The following is a 24,834-nucleotide window of genomic DNA, read 5'->3' as shown; positions in this document are numbered from 1 at the left end:
GTCCTGTTCCCCTTACGTCAGGAACTGGAATTCTCCAGGGTCTTCTCCACGATCTCACGGGTGTTTTTTGAAAGATCCCCGAGATCGGCTATGCGCTCCAGCTGCCGCTTCATGTGTTCTTTCCTTCCCGCATCCACGCGGGGATAGAGCTTGAAGGCCTTGGCCAGCATTGATGAGATGGATGGATTGAAGGCATCGATCTCCATGATGCGGTCCGCTGCATATACATACCCGCTGCCCGACTCATGATGAAAATTCACCAGATTCTGGGTAAAGGCTCCCACAACGGAACGCACCAGGTTGGGGACTTTAATGTCATAGGCGGGATCAGCCTCGAGCTCTTTCACCCGCTCAAGCGTCCCGGGAAGCCCCGAAAGGGACTGTACGGAAAACCACTTGGTAATAACCACCTGGTCATGTTTCCATTTTTCATAAAAATGCGTCAGGGCTCTGTCCCTGTAGGAGTTGTCCGTTCCGGCCAACAGGGAGAGTGCACCCAGGGCATCGGTCATGTTTCCCGCTTTTTCATAGAGATCGTGACAGAGCGCGAGAAATTCATCCTCACCGGTCTCAACGAGATAGTCCAGGGCGCGCAGGCGCAAAGCCCGTTTCCCCATGGCCTCCATGCTCAGGGAAAATTCCCCTTTTCCTTCCAGTGACATGAACATGCGGTGAAACCCGTCTCTGAATGAACATCCCATTTCCCGCCTGAGACAATTCCGTGCTTCATGTATGGCATTAAAGTCAACGGGACTGTACTCCTGCACCAGGATTGATTCATAAGGGAGCTCCAGCATAAGGGCCTTGAAATTTTTATCCATAGCCTCATCATCGATAATAGCCCCGAAGACTGGGGCTATGTCCTCGTTCATGGAGCATGATACTCCCCGTTGAATGGCCGTCACATAGTCCTTCAGGATTCCCCTGGTTACTACCTGTCCCGCGTCCCACCGGTTGAAGGCATCGCTGTCGCGCATGAATAAAAGTTTGAGTTCTTCATGAGACCAGGCATAATCGATTCTTACCGGAGCGGAAAAGTTCCTGTTAAGCGAGGGCACGGGCTTCTCATTTATTCCCTCGAAAACAAAGCGTTCCTCACGCTCCCTTATCTGCAGCACGACCGTACCGTCTTCGCCCAGCATATCCCGGCCACGGGCATCCAGAAGTCCCACGGCCAGGGGCATGTGCATGGGGCCCGTGTCTTCCCGGTTCTGCTCCCGGGGAATATCCTGACGCACGGTAATGGCATACTGCCTTTTTTCCTGATCATATCCGGTCTCAATGGCCAGGACAGGCGTCCCGGCCCGGCTGTACCAGAGCCTGAACTGTGCCAGGTCCGTATCGGTCGCTGATTCCATGGCATGTACAAAATCATCGCAGGTCACGGCATGACCGTCATGGAGCTCAAAATATCGCCACATCCCCTTTTGAAAGCCCTCCTCTCCCAGGATGGTATGTATCATCCTGATGACCTCGGCTCCCTTTTCATAGACCGTGGCCGTATAAAAATTATTTATCTCCAGATAGCTGTCGGGCCGGATGGGATGGGCGTTGGGACCGGCATCCTCGGTGAACTGAACGGTTCTCAGACCGTTGACATCGAGGATTCTCTGCACGGGCCTGGACTGGATATCCGAGGAGAATTCCTGGTCGCGGAATACCGTGAGTCCCTCCTTCAGGGTCAGTTGAAACCAGTCCCTGAGAGTAACTCGGTTCCCGGTCCAGTTGTGAAAATACTCATGGGCGATGACACTCTCGATGCCGAGATAATTGGTATCCGTGGCCGTTTCCGGGTTGGCCAGAACATAGTGTGAATTGAATACATTGAGACCCTTGTTTTCCATGGCTCCCATGTTAAAGGTATCCACAGCCACGATCATGTAGATATCCAGGTCGTATTCCAGACCAAAACGCTCCTCGTCCCACTTCATGGCCTTTTTCAGGGACTCCATGGCGTGATAACAGCGGGATTCATTGCCGGGATCGCAGTAGATGCGAAGATCGACAGTGCGCCCCGACATGGTGGTAAAGCTATCGCGTACCAGTCCCAGGTCCCCCGCCACCAGGGCAAAGAGATAGGCCGGCTTGGGAAAGGGGTCCTCCCATTTGACCCAGTGTCTGCCGTCGCCCAGGCTTACCTCCTCAACGAGGTTGCCGTTGGCCAGAAGGACGGGACAACTTTTCGAGTCGCCAATAATTTTAGTAGTAAACCGGCTCATAACATCGGGCCGATCGATGAAAAAGGTGATTTTACGGAATCCCTCGGGCTCGTTCTGGGTGCAGAAAACCTTTCCCGATTTATACAGTCCCTCCAGAGCCTGGTTATCACGAGGATTTATTTCCGTAGCCAGCTTCAGGGTAAACCGGTCCGGGACATCCGTAATAACCAGAGAAGCCTCCGTGGCATCATACTCTGAAGCATCCATGGTGCGGCCGTCAATCTCCACGGAGAGCAGTTTCAGTTTTTCCCCATTGAGTACCAGGGGATCGCTTCCATGACCATTCCGTATGATCTCCATCATATTGGTTACCATGGTACTGGAGTCATGGAGGTTGAATGTCAGATCGATTTGGGGTATGAGAAAATTCGGTTCCTTATAGTCACTTCTGAGTATCCTCTTTTCACCGGTTTGTTTCATATCTTCCTTCTTAAATATCAAACATATGCCATAATCATAGTATGGGCGGATGATATTTCAAGAATATCATCCCGCTATTAATGCTGTATGCCCGGGGGCGCAACATATGTCCAGCAACTTTTCAGCGTGTAGGATAATAGTATAATGGCCTGGATAAAATCCGGAATACCTTCATTACCCGGAAATAACATGTTTTTTCATCGTCAATATTAAATGCTGGAATTATTCGGCCACCCGGTTTATAGTATAAAATACTAGAAAAATTTAAGGACTTTGAGCGAAAAAATCCATGAAAAAATCCTACGATGTAATTATAACAGGGTCCGGTCCCTCGGGCCTGGGAACGGCTTTTCACCTGGCGGAAAACTCACGGAAGTCCATACTCCTGCTGGACAAGGCTCGTGTCAGCACCGGGGGCCTCCGCAATGACTGCAAACAGAACTACACCTATCCCGTAGGTTTCCCCGAGGAACTCTGGGAGCACGATGATGCGGAATCCCTGCTTGAGGAGACGGCTCACCACCTGGAGCCCGATATCCAGGAAAGCAGGAACCTCGACGTGTATATCAGGCGGGCCGAAAAGCTGGGCGTGGAACTGGTCCGCATAAAGCAGTGCCATGTGGGTACTGATAAATCCGTACAGCTCATCTCCTCCCTCACGGGGAAATTGCGGGACATGGGAGTGGATATCTCCCTGGAAACCGAGGTTGCCGACGTTGACTTCGGAAATGCCTCCATTTCCATTTCCCGGGCCCCCGGCAGCCTTTCCTACGGAGACCTGGTTCTGGCCCCGGGAAGAAACGGCGCCATGTGGCTGCAGTACATCATGCAGAAACTGGGAATTTCATACCGCGACAATATCGTTGATGTGGGTGTCAGGATAGAGGCCCGCGAGGATAACTATCCTATTGTAAAGGACTATTACGATCCGAAATTCCTGTTCCCTGAAAACGTCCGCACCTTCTGCACCAATTCCGGCGCCGCCTATATCGTAAAAGAAAAATATGACCATTACTACTCGGTAAACGGACATTCCTTTTCCACGGACCGTAAACCCAACGGTCTTATAAACTTTGCCATGCTCAAGACCATCAATCTCACGGACCCCGTGGTGAGCGGCCACCAGTTCGCCGATATCCTGGGCCAGATGGCCATGCAGCTCAGCGGCGGCCAGCCCATGATGCAGCGCATCGGTGATTTTCGCCTTGGCAAGCGCTCCAAGTCAGGAACGTTTAATGACGACCTTTATAATTTCGCGCCCACACTGAAAGGCGCCACACCCGGCGACATAAGTCTGGCGGTCCCGGCCAAAATACTTCGAAGTCTCTGGAAATCCATGAAAATGCTCGATACCATCGTACCGGGGATACTTCACCCCTCAACGATCATTTATTATCCCGAAATCAAGACGTACGGCAACAAACCGGAATTCCTTGACCGCTATTTCCAGGCAAAAAAACACATATACATGATTGGGGATGGCGCCGGCACAAGCCGCGGCATCACCGCGGCCTGGGCCTCGGGCATACGTGCAGCGCGGGGAATTCTATCACAGTCCTGACGATAGTTGTCAGTATTTTCTTCTGAGGGTCAGGGTTATCCCGTCATCCATAAATCCGAACCGCCGGAACGATTCTCTGTAAACGCTCTCAACGGCTTTCATCCCGTTGATCAGTTCAACGCTGATCTTTTTAACCGGGTTAAAATCGCGCTCCATGAGCATGCGAAATATGGCAAGATATTGCTGCAGCAGCGGATCATCGTCGGGACATTTTATTTCAACTTCCCTGCCGTTTCTTTTCAGTATCATGATCATCTTCTTCCCGCGGAAGACCAGGAACGAGGACCGCATCCGTGGCGGAAACGGTTCTTTTAGTCCTTCAAGCTTAATCCCGCAGAGCGATGCCGGATCAGCGGCGTTGAACCAGAATATTGACTCTCCGTAATCATCTCCGGTGAGGAGCCGGAATCCCTCGTGGGACATGAATTGCGGCCCCGTTATCCCGGCAAAAAAATAACCGGGAACGATTTCTCCCGAAAGCTCCATGATGCGCAGCGTCCTGAAGACGGGTCCCCACCGCAGGGCCGGCATCTCCCGCTCAAGGAGCTCCCTGAAGAGGATACCGTATCTCCGCAGAAGAAGACGAACCCGTTCCTTATCCAGCTCGGCTCGCTCCATGGCATCATAGTCGCCATGTGGCGTTTCAAAAGCATACCAGCTTCCCGGCAGGGGACGCGATGATTTCCATCGGTTAAAATCGCCACGGCGCGGCCTTGATGCTTCATGTGAATGGTTGACCGCTTCAAATCCGTTTAGCAGCCCCTTTCTCACGGTTTCGAATGTGTCATTGGCCGCGGCCCCCTGCCACGCCAGATCCCACAGACGCCGGGCCACATCCTGCGATGCGCAGCCCGCATGCTTCACAATGTCAAAAAAGGCGTACCTGGCGCGCCGGTCCGGCATCAGGGCCCCTGCATCATCCATGCCGGCTGCCGGGGAGCCCTCTCCCCGCAGCAATTCGAGATCCTCGCGAAAAGTAAAGGCCAGCTTCTCCCTGCCGCACCCGTACCAGCACAAATCGCTGGTCTGCATCAGGCTGTCCAGCCAGGAACAGAAATAGGGATCGAGACGGGCCGTAAGAATATACTCCTCCCAGGCCGCTGCAGGGGCGGGAAAGCCCAGCAGCCTGTCAAGTACCAGGGTCAGACCGTCAAGGGACCCGCTGCCCGCACCGAAACGCTGAAACCGGAACAGAAATTCCTGCAGATCTTCCACATCACGTACCTGAAATTCAACTTTCCTTGAGCGCCGGATTATCCGGAGGAGCATCTCCAGGTTGTCGCGGTAACAGACTTCCTCGGGAACGGTTCCTTCCCGCAAAAAATCTATTACGATCTCCTCGTCGTCCAGAAGCCTTGACAGAGAGAGGTTCAGTATTGATTCATCAATACCGGTACAACGAATGATATAATCCCTGTCCAGGGGCCCGTAAAATGAAATCCATTGGCGCAGCAGATCATCGGTGTCAGGAGTATTCTCATCGGGGAATGAATGATCCTGGCCATGGGTTTCCATTCGCCTCAGCGCAGCAGTGACTGCGTCACGACATTCTTTCCCGGTAAAAACATCATTAAAAATCGTGTTATCAAGAGAAAAATTGAAGGCCTCTGCCAGAACCGGCACCGATTCGACGGCACAGACGGATATCTCCCCCCCGCCCGGCAGTGTTACGCGTATTATCCTTGATGCAATATCTTCCAAAAGGGTCCCGCCTTCAATGTCGTGGTCCCTTGTCATGGCCTGGACCAGTCTATCCCATTCATGCAGGGGAATAAGGAGCCGTTCCTTTACCCAGTCCACCAGTTCCCTGGCATTTCCCGGGGAATATCCCGGCGCCGTACGCTGCAGTTTATCCGTCAGTTCATCGACTATGTTCTGCGGTACCAGGGGCCTCAGGTGCGAGGCCGCGGATATTTCCCTGATCAGGCTCTCCCTGAAACGGGACCCGCCCGATGTCAGGGGCGTATCATCGTCATACATGTATTTGTTCGTCTGACGCCACACCAGTCCCGATGCAAAAGGCGAGGCCTGTATCGTATGCGACTCACTTATGCGTATTTCCCCACGCCCGATTTCATCGAGGAGCATTTTCAGATTATCAATGTCGAATTCATCATCCAGGCATGAACGCCAGGTTTCCAGGAGAATGGGAAAATCCTCGAATTTACTCACGGCATCGAGGAGCTGCTTAGATTTAAGCCGGTTCAGCCACAGGGGCATTCTCCGGTGAAAGCCGCTCCGGGGAAGCAGAAGGGCCCGGGCTGCGTTTTCCCGGAACCGTGCGCCAAACAGGCCGCTCTTTCCCAGCCTTCGGTGCAGGAGCTTTTCCAGGGTATCGGCCGTAACGAGTTCAAATAATTGTGCAGCGCTGAATTCGTGGGGAAGGATCAGCATTACGGCATTATTGTCATTGAAAATCTCCAGGCGGTAATTGTGCGCTTCCTCCCAGGCCTGAGCCAGGGCCATGGCGAAGGGTGTATTGACAGCGCCGCCCCAGAGCGTGTGAAGAACAACCTGCCTCTCCTTCGATGTGTGCATGGGATCTTCGCAGTATTCCACAACAAGGTGGTGCCGGTGCGGCAGGGATGCGCCGGTAACTTTTTTCTGCAGCTGAAGGAATTCCGCCAGTTCAAGAGCGGCGTTTTGATCCATATGATAATGCTCCGAGAGATGGTCTATCCAGGATTCCTCCCCTACCCTGGATTCGGCTTCCTCCAGGAAAAGGGCCGTCTTTTCGGAGAAGTGGAAATCATGGTTGACCTCATCGGCCTTCCAGAAGGGAATAATACCCGGCTTCGACCGGGCCGGGATTACCTCCACATCGTTGTGCGTTATGGCATCGATCCGCCAGGCCTGGGTCCCCATGGTGAATGTCTCGCCGACGGAACGTTCCCAGACAAATTCTTCGTCGAGCTCGCCGATCTTCGCCTTTGTATCCTTTACCCTGAGATTGAAATAGCCCCTGTCGGGAATAGTGCCTCCCGAAAGGTAGAGATGATAGCGGAGCCCCTCCCCGGCCGATACGGTATTATCGATGCGGTCCAGGGATATCCTGGGCTTCAATTCTTTCACGCGGGCCCCGGCATAGCGGCCTTCCAGCATGGCCATGACAAGGTCAAAGTGCCGCCGCTGAAGATTATGATAGGGCCAGGTAGTGAGAAAAAAGGCGTAGAGATCATCCACGTCCCATTGTTCAGCCGAAATCATGGAAAGCAGCACCTGGGCAAGGACGTCGAGGGGATTTTCGACGGGGCGCACATTTTCTATATCACCGTCCATGACTGCGCGGGCCATGACGGCAGCGCTGATAAAATCCCTGCCGTGTATGGGCAGGAAGGTGCCGCGGCTTGCACGCCCGATCCCATGGCCCGACCGTCCCACCTTCTGAAGGGCCGAAGATACGGTGTTTGGTGTCTGCACCAGGACCACCTGATCGCATTTGCCAATATCGATACCCAGTTCAAGGGTCCCGGTCGCGGCAATTGCTTTCAGTTCCCCCCTTTTCATCCGCTGCTCCACAACCAGCCGGATCTCCCTGGACAGGGCGCCGTGATGGGAATAGGCAAGTTCACTCTTTTCATTTTCATTAATGAAGCGCGTCACCTTCTCAACCATCCGCCGGGTATTGCAGAATACCAGTGTCGATTCATTGCTCATGATAATACCGCGGATGGCCCGGGTCAGGGCGGGCCACCAGGCATCGCCGTTCATATAGCCCCGGGCCTCTCCGGGAAAAGAGACACGCACCTGGTATTTCTTCTCATTGGCCGCTTCGATTATGGTCACGGGCCTTTTTTCATAATGGCTATCCCCCACGGCACGGTACCCGCCGATAAATTCGGCGATCCGCCCCAGGGGTTTTACCGTGGCCGATAGAGCAATTCGTTGGAACTCCCCGGTCAAGGGGACCAGGCGGTCAACGGCCGTCATGAGATGCGTGCCCCTTTTTGTTCCTGCCAGGGCATGTATTTCATCGAGAATGACCGTGGCTATGCCCGTAAACAGGCCTCTTCCCTTTTTTGAAGTGAGCAGGATATTAAGACTTTCGGGTGTGGTGATGAGAATCTCCGGCGGTTTTCTCATCATGCGCCTTCGCTCATCCTGGGCAGTGTCACCGCTTCGCGTCATAACACCGATTTCCGGGAAGGCACATCCGGCGCTGCGGAATTCCCGGGATATTTCATCAAGGGGATCCATGAGATTCCGGCCGATATCATTATTGAGAGCCTTGAGCGGAGACACATAGAGAACACGCACATTCCCCCGGGGCCAGACACCGGTTATGACCTGGTTGACGGCATAGAGAAAGGCCGTAAGAGTCTTTCCGCTTCCCGTGGGTGCCGTGATGAGGCAGTGATTTCCTGCGGCTATAAAGGGCCAGGCCCTGCTCTGAACATCGGTGGGACTGCCATACCGTGACAGGAACCAGCCCTTCACAAGGGGATGAAAAGCCGCAAACACATCTTCATTTTTATCCATGGAGACCATATCATCTTGAAGATTTTTTTCACTGCAGTGAGTCTTTCCTTAGTATTAATCGGTAAAAATCCGCAGTCAAGTATTTAACTGAAAGCCCTGCAGTATCCCGAACTCAAAAACTTACTATTCATAGCAACAGGGATGAGATAAAAATTTCATATTTCTCCCTGTTTTTTATTTGCCTTTATGGCCGTCATGCATTATATTATTATGATTTAAATTTGGGTTATTTAAAATAGAAAGAGGATAATCCGTACATACTATCATAATATCAACGGTATAAACAATGAACGCAAATAGACTGCAAAACACTATCACCGAACTGGCTAAAATGAAAAGGATGGCGCTTCTTATAATCAAGGCGCTGGAAAGCGAAGACCTTTACGACAAGCTGGACACCCTGGACAGGCTGAACAGGCTGCCTGAACTTCCCACCGATTCAGTATCGTGTGAACTGAGGGAGTACAAGGAAACGAGGGATATTTATAAGCGTCTGTACACCATCGCAGCCCGGTCTATAATGGAGGTTCTCAATTCAAATTTCTTTCTTGGCGCCCATGATCCGTCCCACTCTTTCAACTATTCGGATCCCAGGGAGCCCATTCGCGCCGCGGAGAAAATACAGTACCTCCCAAAAGCTTATATGGGTGGTCCTATCAGGGCAGCAGTGACAAGCCCCTATCCGGCGGTAAATAAAATGGCTGTGGAATTTTACGATGAATTGCCGCAGGAAATGAAATTTTCCAGCACATTCCCCGACGAAGTGAGAAAAAAAATAAGAACTTTACGAAGCAAATAAAAGTAATTGTTGACGTTAATTAAACTATGTTTAATTTTTTTTCCAGAAAACTAAAATTGTGCTTGCTATTTTATATTATAATTTTTATAATACGTTCATGGTGATTAAATCAATTTTGATTCCAGCAATTTCCTGCCTTCACCAAATCATTAACATACATATTAATTTGATAAGGAGGTGTCTCACGCAAGACCTGTTCTACCATACTGTTTTCTCTAAATAAGCACACAATATGTCTATTTTCTCAAACTTAATCAAGGAGTAATATATGACAGAACAACAACTGCTTACTGAGCTTGCAATTGCCGAAAGAAACATGAAAAGGAAGTCAGCCATTTACAGTGTTGCTTTCTTTAAAAGTGTTACTGAAGCTTTCAGGAGTACCCGGACTCACACTTTCGCTGATCTTGTGAGAAAGGACCTGAGACAGGCTGTTGAATTAAGAGAACTGGCTATAAAGGAAAAGCTGTTGTAACTGAAAATGCTTCTGTTGAGAAATTTACACATGTAACTACATACAAGCCGAAAAGGCCGTCCCTGCGACGGCCTTTTTCATTAATTCTGCGGCATATTGTTATTCCAGCCTGTACTATGCTTACGAGAACGAAGAATTATTCCTGTGCATGTACCATGCTCCTGGCAAGAATCTGCATTTGCGCTGACATGTCATTTAACGTGTTATTGGCAATCAGGATTGAACCGGATATTTTAACAATTTTCTGAGCATCTTTTGCAATACTGGAGATGGTATCACTCGATTCACTTATGCCCGCTTCCTGCTGCTGAATTGAATTTTCAATGGATGAGCTCGCCTCATGGATATTGGAATTTATTTCCCGTATGGCTTTAATTTTATCTCCAATGATCCGCATCCTGTTACCGGCGTCCTTTACCTTGTCCTGTATCCTTAAAATAGCCTCATTGAGCTTGACGGTCATGATCGACGATTCATCAATAAGCCTTGTGCTTTCATCTATTTGCTTCTGGTTTTCCACTATTATCCTGTTAATTTCTTTCGCGTTGTTGGTCGTGGCATCGGCGAGTTTGGAAATCTCATCGGCCACAACGGCAAATCCCCGGCCTGAATCCCCGGCCCGGGCCGCTTCGATGGCCGCGTTCAGTGAAAGCAGATTCACCTGATCGGCAATGTCATTGATGACCTGTACAAAATTCGACATCTCAGTACTTTTATTCTTTAATATCTCTGATTTTTCCTTTGTCAGCTTGATATGATCGGCGTTATTTTTTGAGTAGAGGGATATTTCCTTCAGGGTTTCAATGATTTCATTGGAATTCTCGAGAACCGAATCATTTATTTCTTTGAATTCATGGACCGAATCAACGGTGAGACTTATGTCACGGTATAACGATTTGGCCACATCGTTAATCGACTCGGAATTGGCAGCCAGCTCTTCCAGAAAGGCTGATATCTCCTCCAGGGAAGCTGCCTGATCCTGGGAAATTGAATCCATTTCACCCGTAACGGACTCCTGGCTTTTTGTATGTGATTGCAGCACATCAACGGAATCGACCATGGCGGCCGCAATTTTCCTGAGATCACCCAGGCTTTGTTTCGCCTCATTTTGCTTGTTTATGGCCAGCTTGAGAAGTTCCTTCGTGGCCCCGGCACCCACCGATGCACCGATACCGGTCCATATATAAATAAGATACCTGATAAGCAAGTTGCTGGCAGGCCCGCCCGGCCTCAGTTCCGGTCTCATCACAAGCAGGGTGGTCTGCGATATTATTACCAGCAGCAGGGTATAAATGACGATTTTTTTATCAAAATAGAATACACTGAGGGCAATAGCAATGTAATGGATGGCGAAAAGTTCCGTTGCTCCGTAAATAATGAACTGAAACACCCAGATCGACAACATGATGCCGGTCATGAATATATAGCTGGAAAGAACGACATTTTTCAATTTCTTGGTGATCAGAAACGAGACGGACACGATGAAGGTAATCAGAAAAAGTTCGACAAATATACCTGTATAGGTGAGATATTTCGAAGAGGCCCCCGTCATTTTTATCGCCAGTGTGGCAATATTTGACAGCAGTACGATACTTGAGAAGGCCTTCAGCATCCTGATATTATTTTGAGTCATGACATTGGAAAACAGGTCTACGTCCTTCTCTTCATTCAGTGATGTATTAAGTCTTTTTGTTGTATTCATTGAACCGTCTCCGGGATTTAATTAACTGTATAAAAATACGTACACTTTTCGGGCTCCCAGTCCCGAGCAATTGCATACAATCAAAGAAACATCTTACGCAATTGCCGGTCAACTGTTATATTTGATTTTTTCAAATATCATGCAATGCCCTGGGTTACTTGGAATTTTTGCCCTTCACTTCTATTACCATGGGAGCCGACCATCCCTGGATCGAGGGCTCATACATGCACTCCATCCGCGTGGGCCGCACCATGAAACTGCCGGGAAGTTCGGCCCTAACGATGAAGGCCACTTCGTACACCGCCCCCTTCTGAACATTGTTGAAGAAATAAACCATGCGGTTGTCCCAGCGCTCAACACGGACAAAGGGGCGGTATTCATCGTAGGCGTATTCCTTCACTACCTCGAATCCTGATGGCAAATAGTCCTCCAGAACAAGATACTCGAAATTGTCCTGGGCCTGGAACCGCAGTTTCACCAGGATCTCGTCGCCCACCTGTATTTCCTTTTTGTCCGAGAGATTGCCGGGAACCAGGTACTCCCGATAATGCAGGTCCTTGACGCGCGTCAGCGACGAAAAGCTCCGGTGCAGGACCAAACCATTGGAGAGGGCGCCGAGGCTTCTCTCTTCAGACCTGAAGGCCGACAGTAAGCCCTTCGGCTTAAAGTACAGGGTACCGGCGGCCGTAACCTCGTATCCCGCATCCTTCCCTGCCGTTCCCGCAACCTCAATAGCGATATCACCGCCATCACCGGGCAAATTGACGGGAATGATTTTCACCAGGCTATCGGCCGGTTTTTTCTCCGAGGGGTCGTACCTGAAATCGGCTATCCTGTTTCCATTCATGGCAAAAGATACATTCAGTGGTTCGCCGGCCGTAGATCCGCTTTGTTCAAGGAAATCCACAAAACTGTAAATGACCGTGGCTGTTTCCTTGGTGGAGCTCCAGGCTTCGCCCCTGCTCCGCTTGGCGATTGATTGAACCATCTGGCCCGGCAGCGGCGAGGAATCGCCGGCGGCTACCAATGCAGACAGAACATGGGCGGTTATTTCAACACGTCCACCCTGCCACCCCCAACGCTGGGCATCGGCGCTCTCCCAGTATATTCCCTTTCCATCCCTCATGGCCATGGATTTCAGGAGTCCCGTGAATTTTGCCATATCCGTATTCCAGACATCTTCATTTTTCTTCTTATCACTGTCATCGAGAATAAGACCTCCTTTTCTCGACGCCAGGGCCCTGACCATGAAGGCAAGGCGATAGGGGTTTTGATTTCTCAGCCGGGAAAGTTTTTCGTAGGCCCGGGCGTCCCACAGGCCATACAGGGCATAGGTATAGAGCAGATAGGCCCGTGCATCATCATCTTCGATCTCATCATCCTGCAGTATGCGTTTCACCGACTGGAGGCCCCGTACCGTCACGGAATTGTCCACGGCATAGCCGTATTTACCGGCTGCAAACAGAGACTGGAGAGCATACCCCGTAAGGAAGGCATTGCCCCTGTCTCCCGCCCACCATCCCCATGTGCCGTCGTCATTCTGCGACTGTCCCAGTTTTTTGACGCCGGCATGAGTTTTGGCATTGACCGTATCCACATCCTTCTGAGCGACAAGGTGAGCGGCACTCTGTTTCTCCAGAAACCGGTGCAGGGCCATGACGGGCATAAAGCTGTTGATGGTCTGTTCAACACACCCATAGGGATATTTAACCAGGTATTCCGATGACTTGATCATCTGGATCAGCGGCGTGGGATTCACCGTGAGAATTATTTTTTCCGGAACAAAATAAAAATCATCGCTCTTCTGAACCGGTACCAGTACGACTTTACGGTTTTCCGCCATATCGCCGTAACCGAAAAGCTTGTACGAGGCCCCGCGCCGTTCCACGGGGATGGCTATCTGCAGGGCATCTACGGCTCCTTTATCGGCCAGGGCATCGAAGCGAACCGTGAGTTCCTTTTTATTTTCCGGAACGGTAATGGAATAGATATTCCGGGCCGAGCCGAAGGCGGGAAGACTCATTTTTATATCCTGATCAGGGCGCACAGTGGCGTCATTGACCTTCATTTCGGTTTTGATGTGTTCCAGACCGCGCTGCGTATTGCTGTTGACGATGCCCAGGAGCGATATGGCATCACCTTCTATGAAGAACCGGGGTTTACCCAGGCGCGCGATCAGGTCCTGGGTCACGAGAAATTTCTTGAGTTCTTCTCCGACACGCCCCTTTCTGTCATGCCCCCGGGCCGTGAGACGCCAGGTGGTGAGATTATCGGGCAGTTTGAAGCTCACCAGGGCCATGCCCTTTTCGTCGGTCCGTATTATTCCGTTCCAGAAGGCCGTATCGTCGAATTTCTGGCGTACCTTTACCTTGCCGTCCTTGCCGGCACCGGCGAGCAGGGTGATGGGATAGGAATAGCTGGTGAGAACCCAGTTGGATATTTTCGTGTAAAAGAAATCCTTCATCTTCGGCGTGTGGTCATAGCGTATGCTGTAAATAGCCTCATCAACGGCTGCCAGGGACAGGTCGGCCCGAATAGGATTCCCTTTTTCATCAGTGGTTTTAACGGTTACCTCGGCCGTATCTCCCGGGAGGTAGACCTCCTTTTTCGGTGTGATTGAAACCTTCAGCGTGGTTTCCTTCACCGGAATGGAAATATTCTCGGAAACCGTATACAGCGCCCGCTTGCGCTGCATAACGGCATTTATATAAAAGTTTGGCGCGTATTCCTCCCTGACGGGAATGGTAACGGGCGTGATATTGCCCGTCATCTTAACGACACGGGAATAGTAGATATCCCTCCCCTCCAGGGTGACACAGACATAGGCATCGCTGAATCGGCTTTTTATGAGACAGGTAACCTCTCCCGGTTTTTCAAAAACCGTATCGCTCACGGAAAGTTCCAGATTTCTGAAACGCGATGAAACCTCCCCTCCCGAGGGATTATAAACCAGGATGATGCGCGAAGCCTCGATTTTGTTGCTCCTCCGGTCAAAGCTGGAGGTTATTATATCATACTCTCCCGACTCGGCAAAGCGGGCCGGAAGCTCGATCGATGCCTCGCCCTTGCTGTTCGTGGTGACCCTTTCGGAAAAACGGGGACGCGATTCATGGACATAGACACGCTGATAGGGTTTCCAGATATACCGGTAGAGCTCCACCTTCACGTTGGCGCTGATGGGCTTCCCGGTTTGTGTCATTGTTTTAATGGCAACTTCCTTTTTATCACCCGAAGCGAAGAAATTCTGCCTGGGATTAATTTTTATGTAAAACTCCCCTCGGCCTACGCGTATGGTTTTCTGTGATGTAATGCTCACATTTGATTCATCGATGACCGTTGCTTCGAGAGTGACTTCCCGGTCATAGGGAAAATTTCCCGAAAAAAGCTTCAGGGATGCAATACCGTTTTCATCGAGATATTTTTCGCCGTCGAGCCTGAGCCGGTTGTATGAACCGGAATCCCCCGATTCACCGTCAAACCAATACTGGTTGTCCGCATCGTTCAGCTTGTTCTCGTAAAAACGATACCGCACCAGCCCACCCCTGACAGGTGCGCCGAAAAAATACTTGGCCTCAACTTTAAATTCCAGTTCATCACCGTTGATGAAATACTCCTGCGACGGCGTCACTTCAACGGCATATTCCGGTTTCCGGTACTGCTCCACATAAAAAATACCGCTGGCATAGAGATCTTTTTCCGTCGGTCCCGCACGTACTTCGTAGGTGCCCAGCCCGAATGTTTCCTCTATAGTAATTTTTCCCTGTGCCGTACCCCATTCATCAAGCTTGATGGTTCCCTGCCGGACTGCCTGGTCCGTGTCGGTGTTTATGATTTTATAGAAAAGATTTTTTCCCTCAATGGGAATGAAAAGTTCTTTGCGCTCCTTGCCAATTATCTTGTAATAAACCGTATCACCGGAGCGGTATACGGGACGGTCCGTGTAGATAAAATACTTATATTTCTCCCGCTGAAAAGTCGATGGCGATCCCGTATTACAGATGGCATAACTTCCGTCACGGGAGATAACCAGGACGCTGAGATACCTGCCCGATTTAACTCCGTACCGGTATATGCCGTCTTTATTGGTTTTACCCTGGTGCACAATGCTCACGGGAAGATCTTCAATCCGCTGCGGCGCCGTAAAAGACTGCCCCGCCCTTTTTTTGGCCTTGATTTCCTCCGTGGCGTCAAAGATGACCACGGAAGCGTCTTTCTCAGGCCCGTTATCGACAAGATTCGTGGCATAGACAAAAACCGTATTCTGCGACCTCTTGACCACGGTCCCCACGGAGGTAACGGTAAAAAATTTGCGGCTTATCACTTTCCCGGCGCCCTTTACCTCGATGCAGTAGCCTCCCGATGCCAGGGGATCTTTTATGGAAAGATTCTGGTAACGCCACTGGAATGGTTCAAAATTAAGTATGGGTTCCTCCCATTTCGTCACGACGGCAAAACCTTCCGCCGGGGGATTCATGAGGTCCGGTTCTCCCTTTCCTTTCAGGAAAACGGCCATGGGCACACGATATACCGTTGCCGTCACCGATTCAAGGCGGAATGTCCTCAGGTTGAATTCCAGTTTGTTTCCCGGCGCGAAAGTATACCGGTATGCATACACCTGCGCTTCCGGTCTTTTGGCCTCCACGACAAAACCCACATCCTTCTTTTCCTCACCCTCATTGAGAACAATCTTTCTTTTCGTCAGATCATAAAATCCCTTGTGAGACACATTGAGTTCATAGGTTCCCGGTTTCATTTCATCGAGTCGCCACGTGCCGTCCTGGTAGGTGACGGCGGAATGATTGTTTCTCCCCGTGGCTATCACGGAAATATTCTGAGCCGGTACGTCCAGATCCTTTATCATCACGGTCCCGGCGATCGATGCGGGCCGGAACATCTTCATATCGAGCTTGAAGGTTTCCCCCTGCTTAAGACGTTGCAGCCTGGCAGTTTCAGTGATGTACCCGCTGCCGGAGAAGGCCAGGCTGTAGCTTCCCTGGACAAGTTTGATAAAGCGGTATTTTCCATCGCTGCCCGTCGTACTGAACTGCGGCCTGTTCTCGCGGCCGTCATCGCTGTAATCGCTGTTCTGCAGTTTGACCTCCACGCCGGAAATAGGCCTGCCCGTTGAGTCGGTGATAGTGCCCGCCAGAACCGCTTCGGGATCGAGGTAAATATCCTGTTCGCCGGGATTGATATGTCCCGTCGATGTATAGGTGACATATCCCTCGGCCGAGATTTCCATGATGTACTGAACATGGGGAATGAAGTCCTTGATGGAATAATATCCCCGCCCTGAGGTTTCAACCAGATAATAACCGATGCCCATATTGGCGTTCTTGATCTCCACGCGGGCCCCTGGTACGGCCTTTTCCGTTTTCCGGTCGTACACATGTCCCTCAATAACCGCATCGCGCGACACCTCCTTTAAGGACCCGCCGCTGTAGACGCTCCTGCCGTCATCAAGCTTTTTTACTCCCGCAGAAGAGCAGGCCAGCATAAATGAGACCATCAACAGGACAAACGATTTGATACCCATATGTTTCATGGTAAACCTCCCCACGTTCATTTCACTTTATTGTCACGGCCCGGAAAGCCTGGACCGACTGAATAGGCACGTCCTTGAGTCTTTTTCTGAGATATTCATGCGTTTTCATCTCGGCGGGAACGAAAACATGCTGTTCTCCGCCCGCGGTGAGAACGATTACCCCGTAATGCGCGATATCGACGGTTTCAATGTCATCGGCATGGAAGGGTTGTGTCGTCACGGTGAGGATGATACGGGTTTCCCCGAGTTCTTCAATTCCCAGAGGATCATTTCTCATATCATGCCGGAGCGCACCGTGAAGATACGTCCGGAGCACTGCAGCTGCGTCGTCAGAATCGTGAAAAAACGAACCGTAGCATCCCCGCACCCTGCCGTCCTTCATCATGGTGATAAAAAGACCGAGCCTGCCGTAAAAACCGGGAAGAGAAGCGGGTAATGCCGTTCGCTCCCGCGAGCCCGTCAGGTACCGGCGCGCTTCATCGCCGAGCCAGGTAATGAGAAGGCTCCCGGTGTCAGTCCCGGCCAGGGCCGACCATGGAACAAGAGGATCATCATCGCCTGCCTGAAGATTCCTTCCGCCGCCGATGCAGGCCGACATGAAAAACAGTATTACCGCGAATCGGACCAATCGTTTCATCGGGTCCGTACCGGCGGATAAAAATCTTTATAGAGAAGAAGCCTCTCCACGGTTTTTTCATTCACGACTTTTTTCCGGTAAACGTATACTGACATCCCAGGCCTTATTTTCACATCCCCTCTGGAAAAAGGCAGCTCGTTTTCCTCTTCTTCGGTCTCGACGAGATAGGTGCAGGCCGGTTTTCCCGCGCCCATGACGATTATGGAAAGGCTCCTGTCGTTGAGGATGACCCGCAGGGTAACGTTCCCCGTAAGGGTATTTTTCATACGCAGATCCTTTTTCCCGTACTTGATGGTGGCGTCAAGACCGAGGGGAACATAGGTGACGGGCTGATAATGACGATGTCTCTCCACGATCTGGAAGCCCGCCAGGAGCAGGGCATTGAAGAGCGTTGAAGAGACCTGGCATATCCCGCCGCCCGATTCCATGACCAGGGTGTCCTGGTAGAGTACGGAGCCTTCCCTGTACCCGTTTTGTGACGATCCTTCACCAACGCGTTCATTGAAGGAAAAAACCTGGTCTGCCACGATCACATGACCGTTCAGACTTTCACAGGCAATGGCGATATTCTGTCTCACACCTTCTGATTGATCCACCACGGAGGTGGTATAGGAAGCCAGTGCCGTTTCATTGCTGGGGAAGGCACCCGGGGAAACAAGACACAGGATGGATACGGTAATAAAGGTAGATATTCTTTTCATTGTACCCCACGAACCGTTCATTTTTAGAACGCCGCGGGGATTACGTCAAGGCTTTTAATATAGCCCTGCCCAGTTCTTCAATTTTATAGGGCTTGATAACATATCCGCAAAATCCATACTCATGAAACCTGGCCATGACAGGATCATTGGCATACCCGCTCGATACAATAGCCCTAATATCCGGATCAAGCTTTTTAAGTTCCACCATGGCGTCCTTGCCGCCCATGGCCCCGGGAACGGTAAGATCCATAATCACAACCTTGAAGCGGGGACCAGACTCGATGCTTCCACGGTATAATTCAATGGCCTTTGAACCATCACGCGAAGTTTGCACCTCACAGCCCAGCCGTTGGAGCATGTGCTCGGCGACCCGCAGCACGATCTCATCATCATCCATGAGAAGGATCCTTACTCCATCGAAGGAACTCGTTGTCAGGATTTCCTTTTCCTCCATGACTTTTTCCATTGAAGCGGGAAGATAAAACTCGAAAGTGGCTCCCTCCCCCGGTGCCGAGAGTACTGCTATATGACCGTTATGGTTCTTGATGATACTGGCAGTTACGGCAAGGCCCAGGCCGTTACCTTCCATTTTTGTCGTAAAGAAAGGCTCAAATATTTTATTCATGATATCAGACCTGATACCGTCACCACTATCACTGATACTCACCCTGATGTAATGTCCGGGTAGCAGGGGGATTGAACTCTCTTCATCGATCACTGCATTCACGGCAACCACCCGGATAGTTCCACCACCGATCATGGACTGGCGGGCATTTAAAATCATGTTATGTACTACCTGGCTTATCTGTCCCCGGTCAACCTCGGCATTCCATAAATGCTCATCGATATCATAGACGCATTGCACGCTTGATCCGCTAAGAACGAAGGCCGTAGTATCCTTGATAAGATTTTTCAGCGATGCCATGGTTTTAATAGGGGCTCCTCCCTTGGAAAAAGTGAGGAGCTGCTGGGTCAGATCCTTGGCCCTGAGGCATGCCCTTTCGGCATCGAGGAGAAATTCCCGGTTCCGGTTTTTCTCCTCCATATCCAGACGCACGATGGAAACACTGCCGAGAATTGCCGTTAAAAGATTATTGAAATCATGGGCAATACCCCCGGCAAAAACGCCCAGCGATTCTATTTTCGATGCCTTGAGCACCTCATCTTCCATTTTCTTTCTCTCGGTTATATCACGAAAGGCTATAACGGCTCCATTAATCCTGTTCAGTGAATCATACAGGGGTGTGGCTATGGCCGAAATCATTTTCCGGGTACCGTCACAGCACATGAGTATTACATCGCCCTCCATCTCCACCTGTTCACCCTCACATAAAACCTTCTCGATGGGATCGTCCAGCGCCTGCTCAGCCCTTGTACTGACAATCTTGAAAACCTCGTTGATATGTTTCTCCCGGCAATCGCCTGAACTTCGGCACAGAATATCCTCTGCGGCCCTGTTCATCGTTTCAATATTCCCTTCCGATGTAAGGGTGATAACACCATCACCGATGGACCGCAGTGTTGTAGCAAGGCGGTCCCTTTCCTCGTTGATCTTCTGGTTGGATATCATGATGTCGTTGTGGGCTTTGATCAGTTCATCGTTCATGGCCTCCAGTTCCTCGCTGGTAGCGGCCAGTTCCTCGTACTGGGCCTGGATCTCTTCCTCCGCCTTCTGGGCCTTTTCAAGAGATCTCTTGTAAATGGAAAAAATACTGTAGCAGAACACACCGGTCAGTGAAAAGGCCAGGATGTTATCCAGCATAAACTCCCTGGTGATGCTGTTCTCGAGATTGAAGGTAATCTGAATATAGATGGAGTAAACCAGCAGCAGAACCATATTCAGGGCAAAGTACAGAATAATGCCCCCGCCCTTCCTGATAAAAACCAGCGGTGTCATGGTCAGAACGGCAAGAACAAGGATGATGGAATCAATCCTTTGCACCAGGGGTCCCGATTCAAAAAAATTAACCATCCATATTGCTACAAGGGCGACAACGAGTAAAAAATGGGCATAGAAGCTGAAATGACCCTTTTTCAAAAAAAACAGGGCCCCAAGTATCAGGACAATGGCAGCGACGAAGGGCAGTATGATTCCGGGATCTCTCTGATCTCTGACAATGAAGAATATCGAAAAGGCCACCAGGGCGATTGTGGATGAGATTACAATCACAAACAAAACCCGGGCCCTCTGCTGAAGCATGAAGTCCGAATCCTCAAAACTTTTCAGGAAAAAACGCATGAATCTATTATACACTCAAAGCCCCTCCACATTTGCCCAAAAGAATGTTTAATAAATTCTACCCCTCCCTTTGATAAAATTCAAGTTAATTTTAAGGATTTTTTTTGCGAAAGAATATTGCCTTTATTGCGTATAACCGGTAAAGTATTGACAGAATGAATGTAATGATTCAGTAAAATGAAGAACATTATAAATTGAGGAAAATGCCATGTTAATTGTACAGGTTCATGTAAAGGTCAGGCCGGACAGCATCGGGGCCTTCATAGAGGCGACCCGTGAAAATGCCAAAAACAGCCTGCTGGAAAAGGGAATTGCCCGCTTCGATGTCATTCAGCAAGCCGATGATCCATCATCCTTTATTCTCATTGAAGCTTACAGGGATGACGACGCCCCGGCACGTCACAAGGAAACGTCACATTATAATATATGGCGTGATGCGGTAGATGGAATGATGGCTGAACCAAGAACGGGAATAAAATACATCAACATCTTTCCCGACGACAAAAAATGGTAAAGGACCCCATGGAAATACATGCCAGTCCTATTCTATTTGATTTCAGTACGGCGGGAACTGTAATCTTCGGTACGGGAACCGCCTCCCGCATTCCCGCTCTTACGGCAGAAATGGGAAATTCGGTTCTGCTTATAACGGGAAGCAGGCCGGAACGGGCGGATCAACTGCGGTCATCGCTGAAAAAACGCAGCATTATCACTACGAACTTCAGCGTAAGCGCTGAACCATCAACGGAAACGATCATGCAGGGATACGATCTGGCCAGCCGAGCGGGATGTTCCATAGTTATATCCATGGGCGGCGGCAGCGTACTTGACACAGGCAAGGCCGTGGCAGCCATGATGACCAACAAGGGCGAAGTAACGGACTACCTCGAAGTGGTGGGGAAAGGAATGGTGCCCGCCATCCCCCCGGCTCCTTTCATTGCCGTTCCCACGACAGCAGGGACAGGAACCGAGGTGACACGAAATGCCGTAATAACATCCATCCGCCATAAGGTAAAGGTAAGCATGCGAGGTCCGTACCTGCTTCCCCGTTTCGCCGTGGTCGATCCTGAACTTACTCTTTCCATGCCGCCTTCAGTCACGGCCTCAACTGGACTGGACGCACTGACACAACTAATCGAGGCCTTTGTTTCCATTGCTGCCAGTCCCATCACCGACGCCATCTGCCGTGAAGGACTGCACCATGCCGCAGCTTCCCTGCTCTGTGCCTATACCGACGGCGACAACCTGCAGGCCCGCGAAGGCATGGCCCTGGCAAGTCTTTTCAGCGGCATGGCTCTCGCCAACGCCAAACTGGGTGCCGTACATGGCTTTGCCGGTCCGCTGGGAGGCATGTTTCCCGCAGCCCATGGCGTCATCTGTGCCTGCCTGCTCCCCCATGTCATGAAAGCCAATATAGAGACGCTGGAGCTTCAACATGAAAATTCCCGCACCATGGGAAAATTCCGTGAAATTGCCTGCATACTCATTGGTGAACCCGAAGCCGGCCCCCATGACCTCGTGGAATGGATTGATACAATATGCGAAACCATGAAAATCCCGTCGTTGCGAAGCATGGGAGTTACAGAAGCTCATATTCCGTCCATAACGGCACAGTCAAAAAAATCCAGCAGCATGAAGGGTAATCCCGTTGAGTTGGATGATGATGTACTGGAGAAAATACTGTTCAGGGCTCTGGATTAATTTCAGAGCTTGCGGAGGAGCACGGCTGTAAGATCATCGGCACGCTTGTTGCCTTGCAGGTATAAATAAAAATCGTCAAGGATTGACTGAAGCTGCTCCCTGGCCGGCGTACCATGAGAAGCAGCCCCGAAAGCGCTTACCAGCTTGTCCAGACCGTATGGCTCCCCTCCCAGGTTCTGATTTTCGACCAGGCAATCGCTGTAAACAAGAAAAGAATCGCCGCTCTGAACCGGAACGCGCTGCATATCGAACTCATTGTTCATTATGGGGATGCCCAGGAATCCGCCTGTCCCGGGATGATCGGACTTTCTTATTATATCTACTGTATCCTTTCCCCCTTTTCGAACAAGCAGGTCTGGATGGGCTGCATTGACATACTCCAGGCAGTCACCGTCGATCTTCAGCATCACTCCCGTGAGGTAGTTGTCCATGGCCCCCATTTCCTTTATGAGATTTTTATTAAAAATTCCCATAATATCAGCGGCAGGTTTATCCCTGTTTTCCATAAAAAGGCGGAAAGCCAGGGACTTGCCTATCATGGTGATGAGGCCCGAGGCAACACCATGGCCCGATACGTCAAAAAGCGAGATACCCATAAGACGGCCTTCCTCGGTATAAAAATCATAGAAGTCACCTGAGACATCGGCCATGGGCTGATTAACAAAAGCGATGTCCCAATCGCGGATCGCGGGCGGGTCCTTTACAAAAAAACTCTTCTGCACGTTTGCCGCCATGGAAAGGTCAACCTTTATAATTCTCTGGGTCTGTTCGAGACGGCTGTTGGTTGAAAGGAGGTGTTCATTCACCGATTCCAACTCTTCCATGGCCGCTTCAATTTTCTCCTTGGCATGCTGAAGCTCCCTGGTTCTTCCCTCGACCTTATGCTCAAGATTCAGATTGAGATCGGTAAGCATGGTGTTGGCCGATTCCAGCTCACCCGATTTAAGCATGAGCTGTTTCCAGAGCTTCTCCGCCCGTCTTCGCGCCGAGGCATTCTGTGATGATACGATATATGCCTGTGTCAGTACCAGGAAGAAAAGACCGTACCCAGAATAAAGCCCGGTATTCACAACCCGGTGAACCATGAGAATATCATTAATCGAGACGGCAAAAATTACAGCCAGGCCTGTGAAGGAGATGAAGGCCAGCCTGCTGCGGTCCTGGTAAAAACCCCGTATCATCAATACAACAAACCAAAGACCGAATATGATAATGTGGGCGTCATACACAATAAGCGTTTTATAAAAATAATAGGACTTAAGAAAAAGCACCGGCAGGGTCAGCAGCACAGAGATTCCCCAGACAGCATAAATCATCCTGGCAGGGAAATAACGGGGAAAAGCCTTGTAATAAAAAGTCAGAAATATGGGGAAACCGAGATAGATACACAGAAACGTTACACGGTTAAGGGCCTCAAAACAGTTTGCATCAGGGTACAATTCCTCGAACAGCCTGAGATTCCCGTAGGATGTCGATAACAGGGCGACGAGCAGGCAGTAAATACCGAGCCAGAGCGGTGCCTTCTCTTCCCTGCGGAGAAGAAAAAATAATATGTGGAAAAAGCCGAAAATGGTAAGGGCTCCTATAATAAAAAACTCCCGGAACCTGATATTCATGATATTCCGCGTAAGGTCCCCGGCACGTCCCACCGAGGGCGCCGTCCACAAGCCGCCGATATTGGTGCCGAAATCAGCCACCTCAAAAATGAGCGTTACCCGATTGGCGCCCCTGAATTTAGCCAGGATCGAACCCATGAGAGGACGGGTATCCTCCTCAGTTTTACCCGGCTTTCCGGCCTTTCCCAGTAACTCAACCGATCCGTCGGGATATGCAGCATATACCCGGCTGGAAGAGATGGCAAAAAGGAGGTTTATGGCAAACTCCTCCCCTGCCGGCGGTAAAAGCAGGGTCGCCCTGTATGATGCGAATCCCTGGTCGGGGAGGCGTTTTCCATGAAGCCTGTATCCGTTCCAGGTTCCCGGGATGTCAATTAGCCCGTCAGGTGAGGAATTTACGGGATCCATACCGTCGGTCACGAGAAACTTCTGCCAGAAAAACTCCCAGCTCCCCGAGAGCTTAATATCCTTGTTTTCCCTGAAATCGATGTTCCGCAGATCAATCACACCCTTACGAACTTCCGGGACATTCCCTCCGTGACCGCAGGAAGAAAGGAACATTACCAGCATGATCAGGACAGGAGCAAATGATCGCCTCGCATTACCGACAGCTCTGTTTCCAATATATGTTGCAATTGCTTTAATCATCACTTGACCACGCATATAAGAAGCGCAATTATAACCAACGCAGGCTATACTGTATAATTAAAAAATAAAAAACCAGAAAAAAATTTATTAGT

At 50.4% G+C, this 24,834-nt stretch carries 13 protein-coding genes; 5 read left to right on the top strand and 8 right to left on the bottom strand.

Features of this window, described 5'->3' with window-relative positions:
• Positions 1-17: 17 nt before the first annotated feature.
• Entirely contained in the window at positions 18-2,639 is a 2,622-nt protein-coding gene (locus CVV44_02685; protein PKL40529.1) for an aminopeptidase N, read from the bottom strand.
• 289 nt (positions 2,640-2,928) lie between these two features.
• Between CVV44_02685 and CVV44_02680 the strand changes: the two genes are divergently transcribed.
• Positions 2,929-4,200, top strand: a complete 1,272-nt coding sequence (locus CVV44_02680; protein PKL40528.1) for a pyridine nucleotide-disulfide oxidoreductase — start codon at positions 2,929-2,931, stop codon at positions 4,198-4,200.
• 9 nt (positions 4,201-4,209) lie between these two features.
• Here the strand turns inward: CVV44_02680 and CVV44_02675 are convergent, their stop codons facing one another.
• On the bottom strand, positions 4,210-8,679 hold the full coding sequence (locus tag CVV44_02675) for an ATP-dependent helicase (protein PKL40527.1): 4,470 nt from the start codon (positions 8,677-8,679) through the stop codon (positions 4,210-4,212).
• A 286-nt stretch (positions 8,680-8,965) separates the two neighbouring features.
• On the opposite strand from CVV44_02675, the gene CVV44_02670 reads away from it, so the two are divergent.
• Together CVV44_02670 and CVV44_02665 are read left to right on the top strand one after the other, a co-directional pair.
• Positions 8,966-9,478 (top strand): hypothetical protein, encoded by a 513-nt coding sequence (locus CVV44_02670; GenBank protein ID PKL40526.1) that lies wholly within the window; start codon positions 8,966-8,968, stop codon positions 9,476-9,478.
• A gap of 268 nt (positions 9,479-9,746) precedes the next feature.
• Positions 9,747-9,953 (top strand): hypothetical protein, encoded by a 207-nt coding sequence (locus CVV44_02665; protein ID PKL40525.1) that lies wholly within the window; start codon positions 9,747-9,749, stop codon positions 9,951-9,953.
• Between the two features lie 136 nt (positions 9,954-10,089).
• Here the strand turns inward: CVV44_02665 and CVV44_02660 are convergent, their stop codons facing one another.
• The 5 genes from CVV44_02660 to CVV44_02640 all read right to left on the bottom strand — a co-directional run bounded on the left by CVV44_02660 (position 10,090) and on the right by CVV44_02640 (position 20,777).
• A complete protein-coding gene (locus CVV44_02660; GenBank protein PKL40524.1) occupies positions 10,090-11,655 on the bottom strand; it encodes a chemotaxis protein in 1,566 nt (521 codons plus the stop codon).
• Between the two features lie 154 nt (positions 11,656-11,809).
• Positions 11,810-17,221 (bottom strand): hypothetical protein, encoded by a 5,412-nt coding sequence (locus CVV44_02655; protein ID PKL40523.1) that lies wholly within the window; start codon positions 17,219-17,221, stop codon positions 11,810-11,812.
• A 1-nt stretch (position 17,222) separates the two neighbouring features.
• The gene (locus CVV44_02650; protein ID PKL40522.1) at positions 17,223-17,837 is read right to left on the bottom strand and encodes a hypothetical protein; all 615 of its coding nucleotides are present in this window, start codon (positions 17,835-17,837) and stop codon (positions 17,223-17,225) included.
• The gene (locus CVV44_02645; GenBank protein ID PKL40521.1) at positions 17,834-18,559 is read right to left on the bottom strand and encodes a hypothetical protein; all 726 of its coding nucleotides are present in this window, start codon (positions 18,557-18,559) and stop codon (positions 17,834-17,836) included. Before CVV44_02645 ends, CVV44_02650 begins: the two co-directional genes overlap by 4 nt.
• 19 nt (positions 18,560-18,578) lie before the next feature.
• Complete coding sequence (locus CVV44_02640; protein PKL40520.1) at positions 18,579-20,777, bottom strand: hybrid sensor histidine kinase/response regulator; 2,199 nt, start codon at positions 20,775-20,777, stop codon at positions 18,579-18,581.
• A gap of 208 nt (positions 20,778-20,985) precedes the next feature.
• Between CVV44_02640 and CVV44_02635 the strand changes: the two genes are divergently transcribed.
• Entirely contained in the window at positions 20,986-21,291 is a 306-nt protein-coding gene (locus CVV44_02635) for an antibiotic biosynthesis monooxygenase (protein ID PKL40519.1), read from the top strand.
• A 29-nt stretch (positions 21,292-21,320) separates the two neighbouring features.
• A complete protein-coding gene (locus CVV44_02630; protein PKL40908.1) occupies positions 21,321-22,478 on the top strand; it encodes an alcohol dehydrogenase in 1,158 nt (385 codons plus the stop codon).
• Positions 22,479-22,480: 2 nt separating this feature from the next.
• Here CVV44_02630 and CVV44_02625 read toward each other — a convergent pair whose 3' ends face one another.
• Positions 22,481-24,757 (bottom strand): hypothetical protein, encoded by a 2,277-nt coding sequence (locus CVV44_02625; protein PKL40518.1) that lies wholly within the window; start codon positions 24,755-24,757, stop codon positions 22,481-22,483.
• Positions 24,758-24,834 lie beyond the last annotated feature (77 nt).

This window comes from Spirochaetae bacterium HGW-Spirochaetae-1 (genome assembly GCA_002839375.1).
Classification (GTDB): Bacteria; Spirochaetota; UBA4802; order UBA4802; family UBA5550; genus PGXY01.
The sequence above is the reverse complement of the archived record's forward strand: the minus strand, read 5'-3'. Positions and strand labels throughout refer to the sequence as shown.

Bases quoted from the DNA above. Each gene is read 5' to 3' on its own strand.
- CVV44_02625 (PKL40518.1), bottom strand. From the start codon at position 24,757: ATGCGTGGTCAAGTGATGATTAAAGCAATTGCAACATATATTGGAAAC.
- CVV44_02675 (PKL40527.1), bottom strand. From the start codon at position 8,679: ATGGATAAAAATGAAGATGTGTTTGCGGCTTTTCATCCCCTTGTGAAG.
- CVV44_02685 (PKL40529.1), bottom strand. From the start codon at position 2,639: ATGAAACAAACCGGTGAAAAGAGGATACTCAGAAGTGACTATAAGGAA.
- CVV44_02645 (PKL40521.1), bottom strand. From the start codon at position 18,559: ATGAACGGTTCGTGGGGTACAATGAAAAGAATATCTACCTTTATTACC.
- CVV44_02635 (PKL40519.1), top strand. From the start codon at position 20,986: ATGTTAATTGTACAGGTTCATGTAAAGGTCAGGCCGGACAGCATCGGG.
- CVV44_02670 (PKL40526.1), top strand. From the start codon at position 8,966: ATGAACGCAAATAGACTGCAAAACACTATCACCGAACTGGCTAAAATG.
- CVV44_02640 (PKL40520.1), bottom strand. From the start codon at position 20,777: ATGCGTTTTTTCCTGAAAAGTTTTGAGGATTCGGACTTCATGCTTCAG.
- CVV44_02660 (PKL40524.1), bottom strand. From the start codon at position 11,655: ATGAATACAACAAAAAGACTTAATACATCACTGAATGAAGAGAAGGAC.
- CVV44_02665 (PKL40525.1), top strand. From the start codon at position 9,747: ATGACAGAACAACAACTGCTTACTGAGCTTGCAATTGCCGAAAGAAAC.
- CVV44_02680 (PKL40528.1), top strand. From the start codon at position 2,929: ATGAAAAAATCCTACGATGTAATTATAACAGGGTCCGGTCCCTCGGGC.
- CVV44_02655 (PKL40523.1), bottom strand. From the start codon at position 17,221: ATGAACGTGGGGAGGTTTACCATGAAACATATGGGTATCAAATCGTTT.
- CVV44_02650 (PKL40522.1), bottom strand. From the start codon at position 17,837: ATGAAACGATTGGTCCGATTCGCGGTAATACTGTTTTTCATGTCGGCC.